The sequence below is a fragment of the Priestia sp. TSO9 genome (genome assembly GCF_021029645.1).
Classification (GTDB): domain Bacteria; phylum Bacillota; class Bacilli; order Bacillales; family Bacillaceae_H; genus Priestia; species Priestia megaterium_E.
Map to the genome: position 1 here is coordinate 116,165 of NZ_JAJEKD010000013.1, position 13,475 is coordinate 129,639.

Annotated in this window: 15 protein-coding genes; 8 read left to right on the top strand and 7 right to left on the bottom strand. The window is 33.9% G+C overall.

Annotated elements, in window-relative coordinates; all coding sequences use genetic code 11:
• The first annotated feature begins 33 nt into the window (after nucleotides 1-33).
• The 4 genes from LJC66_RS08885 to LJC66_RS08900 all read left to right on the top strand — a co-directional run bounded on the left by LJC66_RS08885 (nucleotide 34) and on the right by LJC66_RS08900 (nucleotide 3,355).
• Nucleotides 34-519, top strand: a complete 486-nt coding sequence (locus tag LJC66_RS08885; RefSeq protein ID WP_230932349.1) for a hypothetical protein — start codon at nucleotides 34-36, stop codon at nucleotides 517-519.
• Between the two features lie 4 nt (nucleotides 520-523).
• On the top strand, nucleotides 524-679 hold the full coding sequence (locus LJC66_RS08890; protein WP_195694929.1) for a DUF5412 family protein: 156 nt from the start codon (nucleotides 524-526) through the stop codon (nucleotides 677-679).
• Between the two features lie 1,464 nt (nucleotides 680-2,143).
• Complete coding sequence (locus tag LJC66_RS08895) at nucleotides 2,144-2,770, top strand: hypothetical protein (RefSeq protein ID WP_230932350.1); 627 nt, start codon at nucleotides 2,144-2,146, stop codon at nucleotides 2,768-2,770.
• A 66-nt stretch (nucleotides 2,771-2,836) separates the two neighbouring features.
• Nucleotides 2,837-3,355 (top strand): hypothetical protein, encoded by a 519-nt coding sequence (locus LJC66_RS08900; protein WP_195694815.1) that lies wholly within the window; start codon nucleotides 2,837-2,839, stop codon nucleotides 3,353-3,355.
• Nucleotides 3,356-3,436: 81 nt separating this feature from the next.
• On the opposite strand, the gene LJC66_RS08905 is transcribed toward LJC66_RS08900, so the two are convergent.
• Both LJC66_RS08905 and LJC66_RS08910 read right to left on the bottom strand, forming a co-directional pair.
• Nucleotides 3,437-3,583: a BH0509 family protein gene (locus LJC66_RS08905; protein ID WP_013056404.1), complete on the bottom strand. Its 147-nt coding sequence runs from the start codon at nucleotides 3,581-3,583 to the stop codon at nucleotides 3,437-3,439.
• 354 nt (nucleotides 3,584-3,937) lie between these two features.
• Nucleotides 3,938-4,129, bottom strand: coding sequence for a hypothetical protein (locus LJC66_RS08910; protein WP_028410030.1), 192 nt, complete (start codon nucleotides 4,127-4,129; stop codon nucleotides 3,938-3,940).
• Between the two features lie 400 nt (nucleotides 4,130-4,529).
• Here LJC66_RS08910 and LJC66_RS08915 point away from each other — a divergent pair, with 400 nt between their 5' ends.
• Entirely contained in the window at nucleotides 4,530-4,733 is a 204-nt protein-coding gene (locus LJC66_RS08915; RefSeq protein ID WP_013056405.1) for a cold-shock protein, read from the top strand.
• Nucleotides 4,734-5,015: 282 nt separating this feature from the next.
• Here LJC66_RS08915 and LJC66_RS08920 read toward each other — a convergent pair whose 3' ends face one another.
• Nucleotides 5,016-5,219, bottom strand: a complete 204-nt coding sequence (locus LJC66_RS08920; protein ID WP_195694814.1) for a cold-shock protein — start codon at nucleotides 5,217-5,219, stop codon at nucleotides 5,016-5,018.
• A 284-nt stretch (nucleotides 5,220-5,503) separates the two neighbouring features.
• Here LJC66_RS08920 and cshA point away from each other — a divergent pair, with 284 nt between their 5' ends.
• Together cshA and LJC66_RS08930 are read left to right on the top strand one after the other, a co-directional pair.
• Entirely contained in the window at nucleotides 5,504-6,904 is a 1,401-nt protein-coding gene (cshA, locus tag LJC66_RS08925) for a degradosome RNA helicase CshA (protein ID WP_230932351.1), read from the top strand.
• A 37-nt stretch (nucleotides 6,905-6,941) separates the two neighbouring features.
• Nucleotides 6,942-7,115 carry a hypothetical protein gene (locus LJC66_RS08930; protein ID WP_169305175.1) on the top strand — a complete coding sequence of 58 codons (174 nt, stop codon included), beginning with the start codon at nucleotides 6,942-6,944 and terminating at the stop codon, nucleotides 7,113-7,115.
• An 84-nt stretch (nucleotides 7,116-7,199) separates the two neighbouring features.
• On the opposite strand, the gene LJC66_RS08935 is transcribed toward LJC66_RS08930, so the two are convergent.
• Both LJC66_RS08935 and LJC66_RS08940 read right to left on the bottom strand, forming a co-directional pair.
• Complete coding sequence (locus tag LJC66_RS08935; RefSeq protein WP_016766383.1) at nucleotides 7,200-7,400, bottom strand: cold-shock protein; 201 nt, start codon at nucleotides 7,398-7,400, stop codon at nucleotides 7,200-7,202.
• 713 nt (nucleotides 7,401-8,113) lie between these two features.
• Nucleotides 8,114-8,758, bottom strand: a complete 645-nt coding sequence (locus LJC66_RS08940) for a glycosyltransferase (protein WP_230932352.1) — start codon at nucleotides 8,756-8,758, stop codon at nucleotides 8,114-8,116.
• Nucleotides 8,759-9,213: 455 nt separating this feature from the next.
• Here LJC66_RS08940 and LJC66_RS08945 point away from each other — a divergent pair, with 455 nt between their 5' ends.
• On the top strand, nucleotides 9,214-10,809 hold the full coding sequence (locus LJC66_RS08945) for an acetolactate synthase large subunit (protein ID WP_230932353.1): 1,596 nt from the start codon (nucleotides 9,214-9,216) through the stop codon (nucleotides 10,807-10,809).
• 60 nt (nucleotides 10,810-10,869) lie between these two features.
• On the opposite strand, the gene LJC66_RS08950 is transcribed toward LJC66_RS08945, so the two are convergent.
• Nucleotides 10,870-11,430, bottom strand: a complete 561-nt coding sequence (locus LJC66_RS08950) for a hypothetical protein (RefSeq protein ID WP_230932354.1) — start codon at nucleotides 11,428-11,430, stop codon at nucleotides 10,870-10,872.
• Between the two features lie 334 nt (nucleotides 11,431-11,764).
• Nucleotides 11,765-13,195 (bottom strand): PQQ-dependent sugar dehydrogenase, encoded by a 1,431-nt coding sequence (locus LJC66_RS08955; protein ID WP_230932355.1) that lies wholly within the window; start codon nucleotides 13,193-13,195, stop codon nucleotides 11,765-11,767.
• Between the last annotated feature and the right edge of the window lie 280 nt (nucleotides 13,196-13,475).

Sequence of the window (13,475 nt, forward strand, 5' to 3'; positions counted from 1 at the left end):
AGGGAAATGGTAAAACATATGGAGGAAACATGCATGAATACTATCTTAGAGAGCTTTTATGATTTAAAGGAAATAGTAAGTTCTTTTAATAATCTCCATGAGAAGTACAATTGGTTGTTGAGTGATTTAGATGGATCTTTTCCAGAAAAGTACCTTACTTACTTTACTGAATACAGAATTTACAACAATGGAATAAACGGCAATACGTACTGGATTACAGGTGAAAAGCTCACGGAGCTTGCTAATAAAGAGGACATCTATTTTATATGGGGAGTTTTTTCTGCCTTTGATAAGAAAGAAACTATAAATTTAGATATGCTTAAAGAAGAGCCTTATGCTGATGGTAATCCTGATTTTTGGATTGAAACACCAACAATTCAGCACCCTAAAGCAATTATAGAATTAGCTTTTTGGGACTCATCTTTAATTATACTTTTGAGCAAGGACGAAGAAATATCTAGGAATTTTAGAAACAAGTTTGCAAAATGGAAAGACCTAGAGGAGTACAATAAGGAGTAGTCTTATGACTTATATATACTATAAAAGAAAAAACATCTATCAGAACTATCCTCAGGAAACAGCCACGGTTAAATGGATAAATGACGAAACAGTTAAAATCAGTGACCATACATTAAACGTTAAACAAGATACATTTAATGCTAATGACCGGAGTAACTAAATTCTATTTTTAAACAATTAAGAGCTCTTGGTATTAATTATTTAAAAACGGGTTAAATAAACAAGCACAGCTGAAGCATCAAGCTGTACTTATTTACTGTTGTTGAAATCGTTTCCTAGCGTTGGTCTAGAAAACAGTAGAGTAGACATTATTTACATGTAAAAGAATAAGCATTGGTAATTGGATTATGTATTTTAAGTATGACTTCTCCTCCTTGGTCGTAACATTGTGAACTAAAGATTTGTATTTCTTTGCTATTAAAATAAGCAGAGCAATTTACTAAAACAGAGATTACGAGTAATAAGGTTAGAAGAATAATAAATAGTTCTTTAATTTTCCCTTGAATCATTAATTTAATTTTGAATTCTCCTTTCTAATCAATAAGATCATAGTAGCCTTTTATTTTCACAAGTTTCACTACCTGAAATTTAACAGCAAGGTATTAGCGAACGGTTATTAAAAAAGTAATGCAACTATGAAGTGGTGCATTACTTTTTTGTACTTTCATTCTTTCCATATCTGTTCCAAATAATATTTAGTACAATCAAAACTAAAAATATGGATAAAGTGTAATACCCTGGCCAACTTTTATCTCTCCAAATCAGATTGAAGACTGTACTGGATAATATTAGTATAGTTAGAACCCAAAAATAATTTCCTTTTAACTGTCTCATTAATAACTCCTTCAAAGTAGTACTCAACATTACTTACTTATTTATCCATAATAACATACTTTAATTAGCTATTTATTTATAAACTAGAAATGCTTTGTATAACTCTTATAACATTTGTCTTCTAAAAACCATACACTTTTACGGACGTATTTGGTAGACTAATAGGAAATAAATAGAAAAAACTTATCGGAAATAGTTTTGTATACGAAATTATTTAAAGAAAGGAGATTTCTTATTGTCTAAATATATAGGTATTTTCTTTTTGAACCTTTTTATAGGGATTATACTATATTTCGTATTAGCTTCTCTTTTAATCAATGGTGATAATGCAGCAGAGGAGGCCATTAATACCTTTGGATTTACCCTCATTGTATTTCTTTCATTTTTAATTGCACAAATGTATTACTTAATACATTTAGTAAAGAAAAAATAATAGGTATTGATGATGGTCTCATTGGAATTACAAAATAAACTAAAAACACTTATTGATACAATATGTTTCCTAGTTCCGTTTTTATAAACTGACTAAGAAAATATTTGATAACAAGGATCCTTTAGCAGAAGGTTAGTCTAAACCTCCATGTTCATACTTTTTCTCTATTTCTATTTCGATAAACTTAACTCATTTGCTTCAAGAGTATTTATACGACTTAAAGCCTGTACAATTACATACTAAATATAAATAAAACATAATAACAATTGAAAGCGATACAATTGCGTTATACAAAGGTTTAAGTTTCACAAATTTACCACAAGGCTTGGGTCATTTAAGACAGGGGAGAATAGAATAATGAAAAAATTAATTGGTGTAACTATTATGGCTGTTTCGTTGTTAATAGGCGGAGCCTGTTCAAACCAAGGAAGCTCAGATGTAGAAAAAAATAAAAAAGTGTCAAAAGAATATCAACAAGATAATCAGAAAAAACCTTTTAAAATTACTAACGTTAAAGTAAAAGTAGTTAATGACAAAGGTTTGGTAGGATCTACAATAATAGAAGAGAACGGAAAAGAGAAAGAAATTGTCCCTCTTGCTCTTTACTACGATATGAAAATTAAGCACTACAGTGATAAAAACCTTATTAATTTTGATAAAGACGATTTAGATTTTAAAATTTTACCCGATAAAGAGCTAATAAAGGCCTCTAAGGATGCTGTAGGAGTTAATATTTTTGATGACGAGAACGGTCTTGATGGATTAGGAAGGGGATCAGGATATGGAGATTTTAATAGAAATAGAACTGGTAAAATAAATGTAAGTTATGACTTAGGATTCACCACTAAATCCGGAGGGCTGCCAGTGGCTCCTAATAAAGAAAAAATAAAAATGCTTAAAGAAAATGCTTTGAAAGGTGTTTTAGTAGTTATTAAAAATAAAAAAGAAATAAGTCGCTATAACCTTAATGCCATAAACAATTAATACATTCTATTTATTTACTTAGCTACTTACCAAGAAAGCTTTAACTGCAAATAAAAAGAGAAAAGTATGAGACAAGCAATTAAATCAAAAGTAGACAAATTAGTGGGTTTAAATCTAAGATACGCAGGGAGAACCTCAAATTTGTTTTGGCTTGGATTTGGAAAAAAGATTTTAGTAACTAGAAGGGGGAAAACGGAAGAGGTAGCTGAATACGCTTTACATATTCAATGTTCTTGGCGTATTGCCAAAGGTAATAAAATTGTAGTAGGTTCTCGGGATTTCTATTCTCCACGAACAGGGTTGAAGAGTGAAAATGAGCACTTTGAATGGGATGTCCAAGGAAATAATCGATTCGATGAACGAATTGAATCGATTATAGAAGATATAAACGAACAAACGATTGTAGAAAGAGTTGAATCGGACGAAGTAGGAGGGCTAAAGATCTTTTTATCTCAAGGTTATTTATTAGAGGTATTTCCGGATACGTCAGAAGACGATGAATATAGTGAGTTCTGGAGACTTTTCAACCGGAAGGAAGACAGCCCTCACTTTGTTGTCACAGGAAATGGGACTAAAAACCAGTAATCGCATAATTAAAGAAACGAAAAAAGCACAAACCCGTTGGAATCAAACGTTTTTGTGCTTTTTTCTTATTTTATAATTGAGTTACATATAATCATAAGCGGAATCATCAAAATAGAGCCAGTGATAATATTCAACCTGCGGATCTGTCATCTTCGAAACTTCTTCTTCATTGAATTTTTGATACTCAACTAATTTCTGCACTTTAGAATTTCTTTCCACTTGGCTCATTTTAAATCCTCCTTATAGTTTGAGAAGTAACAATGCACTTAAATATAGAAAGCGTTTTCTTTTTCTTATTTTTATTATATATCTCAATATGAGATTAAAACAATATCAATTATAGATGATTTTTCAAAAAACAATATAGAAATGGTATTATGGCGTCGGATTGGGACAACAAGGCTTCTGCAATCGAAATTAAATAATGGGTGATTCCCAATGGCAAGGCTAAAATTTTTTTGTTAGTATTGTTGCTTAATCCCTAAAAAACATTATGATAACTAGCTCTATAAATTAGAAATAAAGCTAGCTTAACACAGCTAGCTTTATATTTTTTATGCTGTTTTCCAGAGCTGTACATTTTCAACTGTCGTTCACTTTGTTATAAAAGCTCTTTAACATTTTCATCATGTTACGCCCTGAAGTTCTTGACATTTGATTATTATCTTCATCATCATGAGTACTCAGGTACCAGCTTCCTTTGTTATCTTCATTTAATCTATATACCTTATTCGTTCTACTGTCTGTATAAAAGTTTCCATCCTTCAGTCTCACACAATCCCCCCTCTACCAAGTGTCTATCCTGTATTATGCCCAAGATATCAATTTTATGAAAAATTTCATATACCCAAAAACAGCAGGTTTCTTAATGCGCTTATTATTTTGTAAGTAATCTACAGAGGTGCAAAAATGGTGAAAGTCCATTGAATTTACGTACTGCTAGTAAACCTTAAATTAGCTCTTAATAAGATACATATATTTCCACCTTGGATTTTATCTATTTTTCTGTATTTGCTATCTTCCGTTCTGTGTGTTACGCTTAGGTTAATTATTTTTGTTCGGTGTAGGATTGAGAGAAGAGAAATCTCTTCCATAGAAATTTTCATCTTAAGATAGTATGGTTGGACAAGGGTAGTAATACAAGTGTGGAGATTCCACACTAGGAGGCAATATTATGGAACAAGGTACAGTAAAATGGTTTAATGCAGACAAAGGCTTCGGTTTTATCGAAATTGAAGGCGGAGACGACGTATTCGTACATTTCAGCTCTATTCAAGGTGAAGGCTTTAAATCATTAGAAGAAGGTCAAAAAGTAACGTTTGACATCGAACAAGGCCAACGTGGAGCACAAGCTGCTAACGTTCATAAAGTAGCATAATTAAAATGAGTAAAAAAGACTCCACCTAGGAGTCTTTTTTTTACTTTTGATTTCAGTAGCTCGCAAAAGATATATTATATCTTATTTTAAAATCTCGTTATAATAGAAAAACCAGCGTTTTAAGGCTGATTTTTGGATAATACGAAGGTACAAGGTATGGACTAGTTAACCATACACTAGAAATACAAATCAAATATGGCATGTTTGTTTGGTAAGAAGTTTACTTTCAGTTAAAGAAGTGCCGTAAGTTTTTTATAGATTTATACAACAGACGGATATAAATTATTTTTGATGGGGATTAGGAGACGCATCTAAAAGCCGTTCTCCTGTTCTCATTTTATGGCCACATAAAGGACACTTTTGCTGTTTTTGATAAGAGAAATTTTTTCTCATCCAACCATTACATTCTTCTGATTCACATTCCCAAATCTCTATTCTTTCTTTAGGTAAGGGCTCTTGATTTTTCTTCCTATGATTATAATACATAACTACATCATCCCTCCTCCTAAATAGTATACCTTTTAAAAAAGAATTAGTGAGAACCATATCTTTCTAAATTAAACCACACTTTATAGCCCCTATAAAAATTTATAAATACACGTAAGCACGGATAAAATAAGGCATGAATTCGCCTTGTATAGATACGCTAAAATAAGATGTTCGTGAATAATAACACTGATTTCCAATACGCAGAAATGAATAAATAATATCTCTCGTTAAAGAGTACTTTTCTCATTTCTGAATTTAAGTAAGAGAAGGAGCACGGGAAAATGAAAAAATTTTCTGATTTTAATTTAAGCAAGGACATTGAAAAGGCAGTTCATAACTTGGGTTTTGAAGAGGCTACGCCGATTCAGGCTGAAGCTATTCCGATAGCTATGACTGGTAAAGATCTAATTGGACAAGCTCAAACCGGTACTGGAAAGACAACAGCTTTTGGCATTCCTCTTATAGAGCGGGTTGAGCTTGGTGAAGAAGGGATTCAGGGAATAGTCTTAGCACCGACACGTGAACTGGCTATACAAGTAGCAGAGGAGTTAAATCGAATTGGACAGGTAAAAGGAGTTAAAACGCTGCCCATTTATGGAGGTCAGGATATTAATCGTCAGATCAAAGCCCTTAAAAACAGACCGCATATTATCTCGGCAACCCCAGGGCGCCTTAAGGACCATATGAAAAGAAGAACCATTCGTTTAAATCATATTCGTACAGCTGTTCTGGATGAAGCAGATGAGATGTTAAATATGGGCTTTATTGAAGATATCCAAACGATTCTTGGCGGCATCTCTTCTCCCCATCAAACCTTACTATTTTCAGCAACCATGTCGAAGCAAGTACAAAGTCTAGCCCAGAAATTTATGAACGATCCTGAACTCGTAAAAGTAAAAGCGAAGGAGTTAACGGTAAAAAACATCGAGCAGCAATATATGGAAATTCCAGAGAATCGAAAATTTGATGTTCTTTGTAATCTCGTAGACCTTCAATCACCAGACCTTGCTATTGTGTTTGGACGCACAAAAAAACGTGTGGATGAACTTGCTGAAGGACTAAAAAAGCGTGGGTATGCAGCAGAAGGCATTCATGGAGATCTTACGCAATCCAAACGTGCCGATGTAATTCGTCAATTCAAGAATCATACGATTGAGATTATGGTTGCAACCGACGTTGCAGCAAGAGGACTTGATATTACAGGTGTTAGCCATGTCTACAATTTTGATATTCCTCAGGACCCTGAAAGCTATGTTCATCGTATTGGCCGAACAGGACGGGCAGGTACTAAGGGATTGGCAGTTACCTTTATAACTCCAAGAGAACGTAATCACTTAAAAGTGATCGAAGATGTCACGAAAACCAAAATGTCTAGACAATCACCTCCTACTTCTAGTGAGGTAATGGCAGGGCATCAAGAAGCAATCATTCACCAGGTTTTGGCCGCTATCGACAAGGGGGAGTTTGTGGAATACAAGCCAATGGCGGAAAAGTTATTAGAAGAAGTGGATTCTGTTTCTTTACTGTCAGCCACTTTAAAGCTCTTAACAAAAGAATCAAATATGACCTCTGTCCAATTGACTGAAGTGGCACCACTTCGTAATAAAAAGGCAAAAACAGAACGTAAGAGAAATAGAGGGAGAAAAGAAACAGTAGGCCGTAAAAAAACATATAGAAAATAATCCCTGATTATTTTTGATGCGAGAAAGGATAATGGCTATGAGTGAGAAAATATTTAGTAATGGAGAAGTAGTAACGATAAGAGTATCGAATGAATTAGTGACAATCTTAAAAAGTCATTATGTAAAAAACATGAAAAGATACTCTTATACAGTCGATAAATACCCAAGTACCTTTTTCTTTGAAGAAGAGTTAAAAAAACACGAACTATAATTATTGATGAATAAGTGTTGATATAAAAATCTTTTTAAGTAAAAACAGACTCTGAAAATAGAGTCTGTTTTTTAGTATGGTTTCTTATGCTTTATTTACGTTTGTCGCTTGTGGTCCACGTTGTCCCTCTTCGATATCAAAAGTCACTTCTTGCCCTTCATCCAAGGATTTAAAGCCTTCACCTTGAATAGCTGAGAAGTGAACAAATACATCTTCTCCACCTTCGCGCTCAATAAATCCAAAACCTTTGTCAGCATTAAACCATTTCACTTTACCGTGTTCCATTTTTTGTTGCCTCCTAAAATGTAGAAAATAAACCAGATTATCATTAAATCTAGCTTATTTATATATTATCCCAATGGAGACATCTTAAACTTAAATTAATTTGATCTTTTTAACTTTCTTTATCATCACTCCTTCCATTAAAATGTAACAAGGTATGACTATAACATCATTGTGAGGTTCTCGTGCAAAAACTTCAAATAAACATGGAAATGATAGAAGTCGAGTATTAGCCACTGTTCACACAATCATTAAGGGTATTGAATTCATAAATATGAACCTAAATTAGATGCGAGAGCATAATGGGAGCCGTCTGTCCAAAAGAAAGGGAAGTTCACTCAAAAAACTTTTGAATAGTGGCGTAAAAATACATTCGATTAGATAGAAATCTATATACCTTTTTCATATAAATACAACCTTCGCACTAGAATCCGTAAACTTGTTTCCACATAAAAAATGACGCCGTTTTAGGCGCCATTTTTTATAGAATAGAGAAGGACACACCCTATGCACGGGCGGTACTCTTAACACATCGTCTTGATTTGATAATACCCAGTGTTTAAATTTAATAAACCTTTGGTTATGATGCTTTATGCAAAATATCTACGTGTACCTTTTTAGTGAACCTAAGGTTTCTTAGAGTCATCGAGCAAAAGAGCCCTTACAGATGCAGTGTTTTATGAAGAAATTTCAAATAATACTGGATATTATCAAAATTATTTATTAAATTTCTTTGGAAACTGCTTCACAACTCCCGCAGATATAGTATCTGCCATTAAGATAATATGTGATACTCCTTCATCAATTGCAACGATTCTTGCCTCCCAATCTTTTTCTAAGCTTGCAGATAAATCATTTGTCACTAATTTTAGATGCATATACAGTAATTTTTTTAAATCTTCATTTTTCAAATAAGGGTTGGCCTGGCTAAGGAACGCTGCTATATCATCAGCATTTCCATACCATTCTTTGTTTAATTGATTCACCAAGGCTTTCTTTCCCGCTTTAGCTGCATCTACAATCTTCCCAGCAATCACAATATGTTCCTTAAGCAAATCCGTAAGTCTATTCCCAGCTTTCTCTCCGTATATCGGCTTAACAGCATTCCCGATATCTTCTTGATTTTTTAATAACCTTGCCAACACCTGTTTTTGATCTTCTGATCCTGCTGTTGTTGCACTTGTAATATAATTACTTGTCCATAATACATGATCCATCCAAAGTCTTCTGAATTCATTTTCAAACGTTACCTGAGATTGACTAACACGATATTCTTGTGCTTCAGCACGAGCACTACTTGGTTCAACCAGCATGTTTAGTGAGAATAACAACAAAAATCCCACCATTAATAATCTTTTCATAAAAACGCTCCCTCCAATTTAAACGAGTATGCGCCTTATTATTTGTATATGGGATTTTTTACATTCCTCAAAATGTTACATTCTAATAGAAATTTTTATAGGGTATCTCCACACTTTCAATCAGCCCACATAGAGGAAGGGTTACAGAAGATACCTTTCTGTAAGGTTATAGTAGAGAAAATAAAGCCTTTTTTTGTTCGCTAACAAAGAAACCGTTATTGAGGTCTAATTTCATTTCGATTTTTTTGACTCATTCAATTATTTATACATTCTCTAAAAAATATATTTAACATAAGAACCTAATGGCAACACTATAAACAATAGTTAGTGAATAAGATTTTCTTGCATATGTTTGGGATTTTTGCGAGTTGAAACTAAAAAATGTGATAAAGATTAATGAGCTGTTCCTTTCACATAAGCTTGTCAGAATACTATCTAGAGAGAGGTCGAACAATATGAAAGTGACGGATACACTTGTTCAATGTTTAGAAAATGAGGGAGTTGAATATATTTTCGGAATACCCGGTAAAGAGACCTTGGATTTTATTGATTCCTTATCCAACTCTAAACAGATTCAATTCGTGAATGTGAGGCATGAGCAAGGAGCTGCTTTTATGGCAGATGTATACGGAAGGTTAACAAACAAAGTAGGGGTATGTTTATCAACATTAGGCCCTGGAGCTACTAATTTATTGACAGGTATATCTAGTGCAAAGCTAGACCATTCTCCTGTTGTTGCTTTAACAGGGCAGGCTGCTTTGGGAAGGCAGCATAAAGATTCGCACCAGTATATGGACATTATCAAAATGGTAGAACCGGCAACGAAATGGGGTGTTCAGATAAAAGATGCAAAAACGCTTCCTGAGATTATTCGAAAAGCATTTAAAATTGCACAAATGGAAAAGCCAGGACCCATAGTAGTAGAATTGCCAGAAGACTTAGCAACTCAAATCGTTCCCATTAAACCTATTTTACCTACATCTACACCCGTAAGCATACCTATATTGGAGTCCATTCAGGCTGCCAATACTCTTATTAAACAGTATGAGAGACCTTTTGTTATTATCGGTAACGGCGTTGTCAGACAGGGAGCCGTGGATGAGCTTCAGCCATTTATTGAACGCCTTCAATCACCGGTTACCCATAGTTATATGGCTAAAGGTGTATTGTCTAAAGATCATCCACAAAATTTCTTTACGTTTGGATTTAATGAAAAAGATGAAGTGCTCGCAGGCTTAAAGGAAGCTGATCTACTTATTGTAATTGGGGTTGATCTTGTCGAAAGGTTACCCAAAGAATGGAACACAGAAAAAACACCAATTTTACATATAGATACTTTACCGGCAGAAGTAGATGAATATTACCCTATAGAAGTCGAATTGGTTGGAGATATAAAGCAGACTTTACGAGTATTCAATCAGCTTGATATTCCTTCTAAATCGTGGATTCCCTCTGGTAATCTCCAGAAACAAATTAAGCAATCTTATCACATTGAAGAGAAAAAGATAGATAGCAATTTGCTGCCTTTAACAATCGAGAATACCTTGCATATTATTGACAAGCTCTCTTCAGAGAAAACAATTGTGATTTCAGATGTGGGAGCTCATAAAGTATCTATAGCCCGAACTTATCAACCTAAAAACCCTAACAGGTTCATTATATCAAATGGTCTAGCTTCCATGGGTATTGCTCTACCAGGATCAATTGGAGCTAAGCTAGCCTGCCCTAATGATCCAGCTATTTGTATTACTGGAGATGGAGGAGCTTTAATGAATTTTGCTGAAATAGAGACAGCAAAGCGCTTAGGGCTTTCATTCATCATTATTGTTTTAAACGACTCTACATTAAAAATAGAGCAGGAAATGATGAACAAAAAGTTTGGTAAGAGGTATGGAGTAACTTTTGCAAACCCAAATTTTGTTCACCTGGCAAAAAGCTTTGGAATTAAAGGAGAACAGGCAAATAGTTTAGTTGAATTTGAAAATATAATGAAAAGAGCTTTGAAAAATTCAGATGAGATTGTCCTAATTGACGTTCTTCTAAAAAGCTGATTGCGATTTCTCCATTATTTTACCGAGTTATGTCTGTTAAGGGATTAATTTGTAGATTCACTAGGAAATAAATGTTTTTAATTTTTTAAAATAAGCTAAGCTGAGTTCAACCCAAATCCAACTATAAAGGAAAGTAAATACAAAAATTAAACCAGTAGTAGAAAGAGAAAAATTTTTGGAAATCACGGGACCTAGTACGGGGAATTTGAAACCGTACAATAAGGTACTAATCCCAACAGTTAATAGAGTGGCACCACTTACAACAATGTATAATCTTTTTTTAAAAAAGTAAAAAGCAGCTCCTATGCCCATTCCCAATATTCCTGTTGTAAAAGGAAAAATAATAAGTTCACTTGGCTGGATAATCAGAAGAAGCAGATTTGTTAGTATATAGGTAATAAATCCTAGAGGGAGCGAAAGTGTGAAACAAAAAAGAATGGGTGCAGTAGAGAAGGGACTAATAAAAATTCCTATTCCCGGTAAGAAACCTCCTGCTGAATGAAGAAGGGCTGCTAAGCTGGCGAAAAGAGCGCCTGATACAAGCTGCTTAGTTTTAGATAGTCTATGAACAAAAAGCTGCGCAGATTTTACTTCATTTGAAAGAGACTTTAAAAAGTACATGAATTTCACCTCCGTTAACTGTTTTTACATTATTTTAGATCATTGTCTGATATATCAACTCTTACATGGAATATATGAAGAAATTAAGAGAGAGGACTAATAAGTCGCATTTACTTTTACAGGAATAGGTTATATCCGTTAAGATAAATTTCTTTATCTTTCTAAAGGTATGTACTGTAGCCCATAAAATGAATCTTTTATGGGCTTTATTAATTAAAGGCTTTTTTATTTTCTAGAAAGTTCATTTGTTCATTCTTATAAAATAGCTGGTGAAAAAATTAAGCTATGATTTTTGGAAGAAAATCGATATCCAGTCGAATTTTATAAATATAAATCATGGAACAATTTCAAAAACAGTACCTTGATTAAAGTCAGACACTTTCATAGAGCCATACACTCCTAAATAAAGCCTGGTTTGATCCAGGTTCGTTCCCAAACTAACGTAGTAAGCTGATTGAGAACCAAAATCATAATCAATTTCCACAACACTAAAATCATTTAGCTTACAATCTGTACCTGCTCTGGTATAAGCTAAAACTCCTTTAACTGGAGATTGAGATTCTTTAACCTGGGCAATATCCGTAAACATAACGCTTCCTGTTAAGCTAGGGATTTTATTCCCCATATATGGCTGAACTCCTGTAAGGGAGGTCCCTCCAAATTTATTGGGGCGGGGATCTTTGTGAAAATAACTAGTTAAAGGCTGAAGACGTCTCACTGAAGTTTTTACCGCTTCATTGTAATAAGCAATTATTTTCTCATCCAAGGCCGGATTTTCAGAACACCTTTTTATAAACGAAGTTGGAAAATCTCCTTCCCATCCCCGCCAGCCAAGGTTAATAAATCCTTCTTGACTGGGTTTAGCTCTCATTAAAGAAGCTTGAACAAGTTGAGGAACAGGTATTGGCTTATAATGAACGAATGAAAAAATCGACTCTACTACGTCTTGTCCAACATTTCCTACATATTTGATGTACTGATTATAAAATTTTTGAAATGAAATGCCGGTTATATTGCGAACACCCTTAGCAATGAGCGTAAGAGTTTCCTGAATAGGTGAGGGGAGTTCACTAAAGCGTGTGACTACGGGTGGATTATGGATAAATGTATTCTTACCTACATCAATTTCAATTATTTTCCCGTAAATTTCTATATCATTCTGACTTAAGTTAAAGGGGTCATAGCCTGATCCACCATCTCCAGTTGTAAAGATAAGTTTTCCAGTTTCAGGTGAAAAGTTTAAGCTGTTGACACCATTATGATTAAAAAATGGTCTTCTTAAGTTAAGTAACGTCCGTCTTTTTTGAGGCTGAGCATTTGGTTGGAAAACCCATTCTTCCACTGTATCAATATGATCATATTTAGTTTCTCTATTTATCCACCTTAAGTTTGAAGTTTTAGGATCACACGGGTTAGGTCTATAATGTTCGGAAAGTGCACCTGGGCCTTGTGTTCCAGCTACTGAGTAATGAAGATAAAACAGACCGTTATAATAAAATTCTGGATGAAACGCTAGCCCTAGCAATCCTCGTTCATCATATCCTCCGCGGGAAACACCTGGTTCAGACGTACCTAATTTTATGATTCGTGAGCGAATATCTAAAAAAGTCTGTATAGCTTCGTCTCTTATGTAAAAGATCTCTCCTACTTGGGTTGCAATAAATAAGCTTTCAAATGAGTCACCAGGAAGTATAGCTGTTTTCAAAATGGTAGGTAAATTTATCTTACTAACAATAGGCCGTAAACTAACCTTAGCTTTTATCAACTAACTTGACACTCCTTTTTAATGGTTTCTTTTATAAGAATATGATTGTAACTGTTCTATTAGTATCGATACTATTTTATAAAGTTAGGTAATTTAACTAAGAAACCTAAGTGAGAGGCTCTTTTTACGAAAATTATCCATTCCTGATTACGCCTGCTATTTTCTTCTCTTAGCACCCATGATTCTCCCAACGTTCATAACTATTTGCGCTTTCTATAAATGGAAAAAAGGGAAAAATAATGATTAATTAACAAAAATATTGATATTATTTTATGAATTG

What these genes read in the sequence shown, in the direction of transcription:
- LJC66_RS08890 (WP_195694929.1), top strand. Translation starts at nt 524, where the DNA reads ATGACTTATATATACTATAAAAGAAAAAACATCTATCAGAACTATCCT.
- LJC66_RS08900 (WP_195694815.1), top strand. Translation starts at nt 2,837, where the DNA reads ATGAGACAAGCAATTAAATCAAAAGTAGACAAATTAGTGGGTTTAAAT.
- LJC66_RS08935 (WP_016766383.1), bottom strand. Translation starts at nt 7,400, where the DNA reads ATGGAACACGGTAAAGTGAAATGGTTTAATGCTGACAAAGGTTTTGGA.
- LJC66_RS08945 (WP_230932353.1), top strand. Translation starts at nt 9,214, where the DNA reads ATGAAAGTGACGGATACACTTGTTCAATGTTTAGAAAATGAGGGAGTT.
- LJC66_RS08950 (WP_230932354.1), bottom strand. Translation starts at nt 11,430, where the DNA reads ATGTACTTTTTAAAGTCTCTTTCAAATGAAGTAAAATCTGCGCAGCTT.
- LJC66_RS08895 (WP_230932350.1), top strand. Translation starts at nt 2,144, where the DNA reads ATGAAAAAATTAATTGGTGTAACTATTATGGCTGTTTCGTTGTTAATA.
- LJC66_RS08915 (WP_013056405.1), top strand. Translation starts at nt 4,530, where the DNA reads ATGGAACAAGGTACAGTAAAATGGTTTAATGCAGACAAAGGCTTCGGT.
- LJC66_RS08905 (WP_013056404.1), bottom strand. Translation starts at nt 3,583, where the DNA reads ATGAGCCAAGTGGAAAGAAATTCTAAAGTGCAGAAATTAGTTGAGTAT.
- LJC66_RS08930 (WP_169305175.1), top strand. Translation starts at nt 6,942, where the DNA reads ATGAGTGAGAAAATATTTAGTAATGGAGAAGTAGTAACGATAAGAGTA.
- LJC66_RS08885 (WP_230932349.1), top strand. Translation starts at nt 34, where the DNA reads ATGAATACTATCTTAGAGAGCTTTTATGATTTAAAGGAAATAGTAAGT.
- LJC66_RS08920 (WP_195694814.1), bottom strand. Translation starts at nt 5,219, where the DNA reads ATGTATTATAATCATAGGAAGAAAAATCAAGAGCCCTTACCTAAAGAA.
- LJC66_RS08940 (WP_230932352.1), bottom strand. Translation starts at nt 8,758, where the DNA reads ATGAAAAGATTATTAATGGTGGGATTTTTGTTGTTATTCTCACTAAAC.
- cshA (WP_230932351.1), top strand. Translation starts at nt 5,504, where the DNA reads ATGAAAAAATTTTCTGATTTTAATTTAAGCAAGGACATTGAAAAGGCA.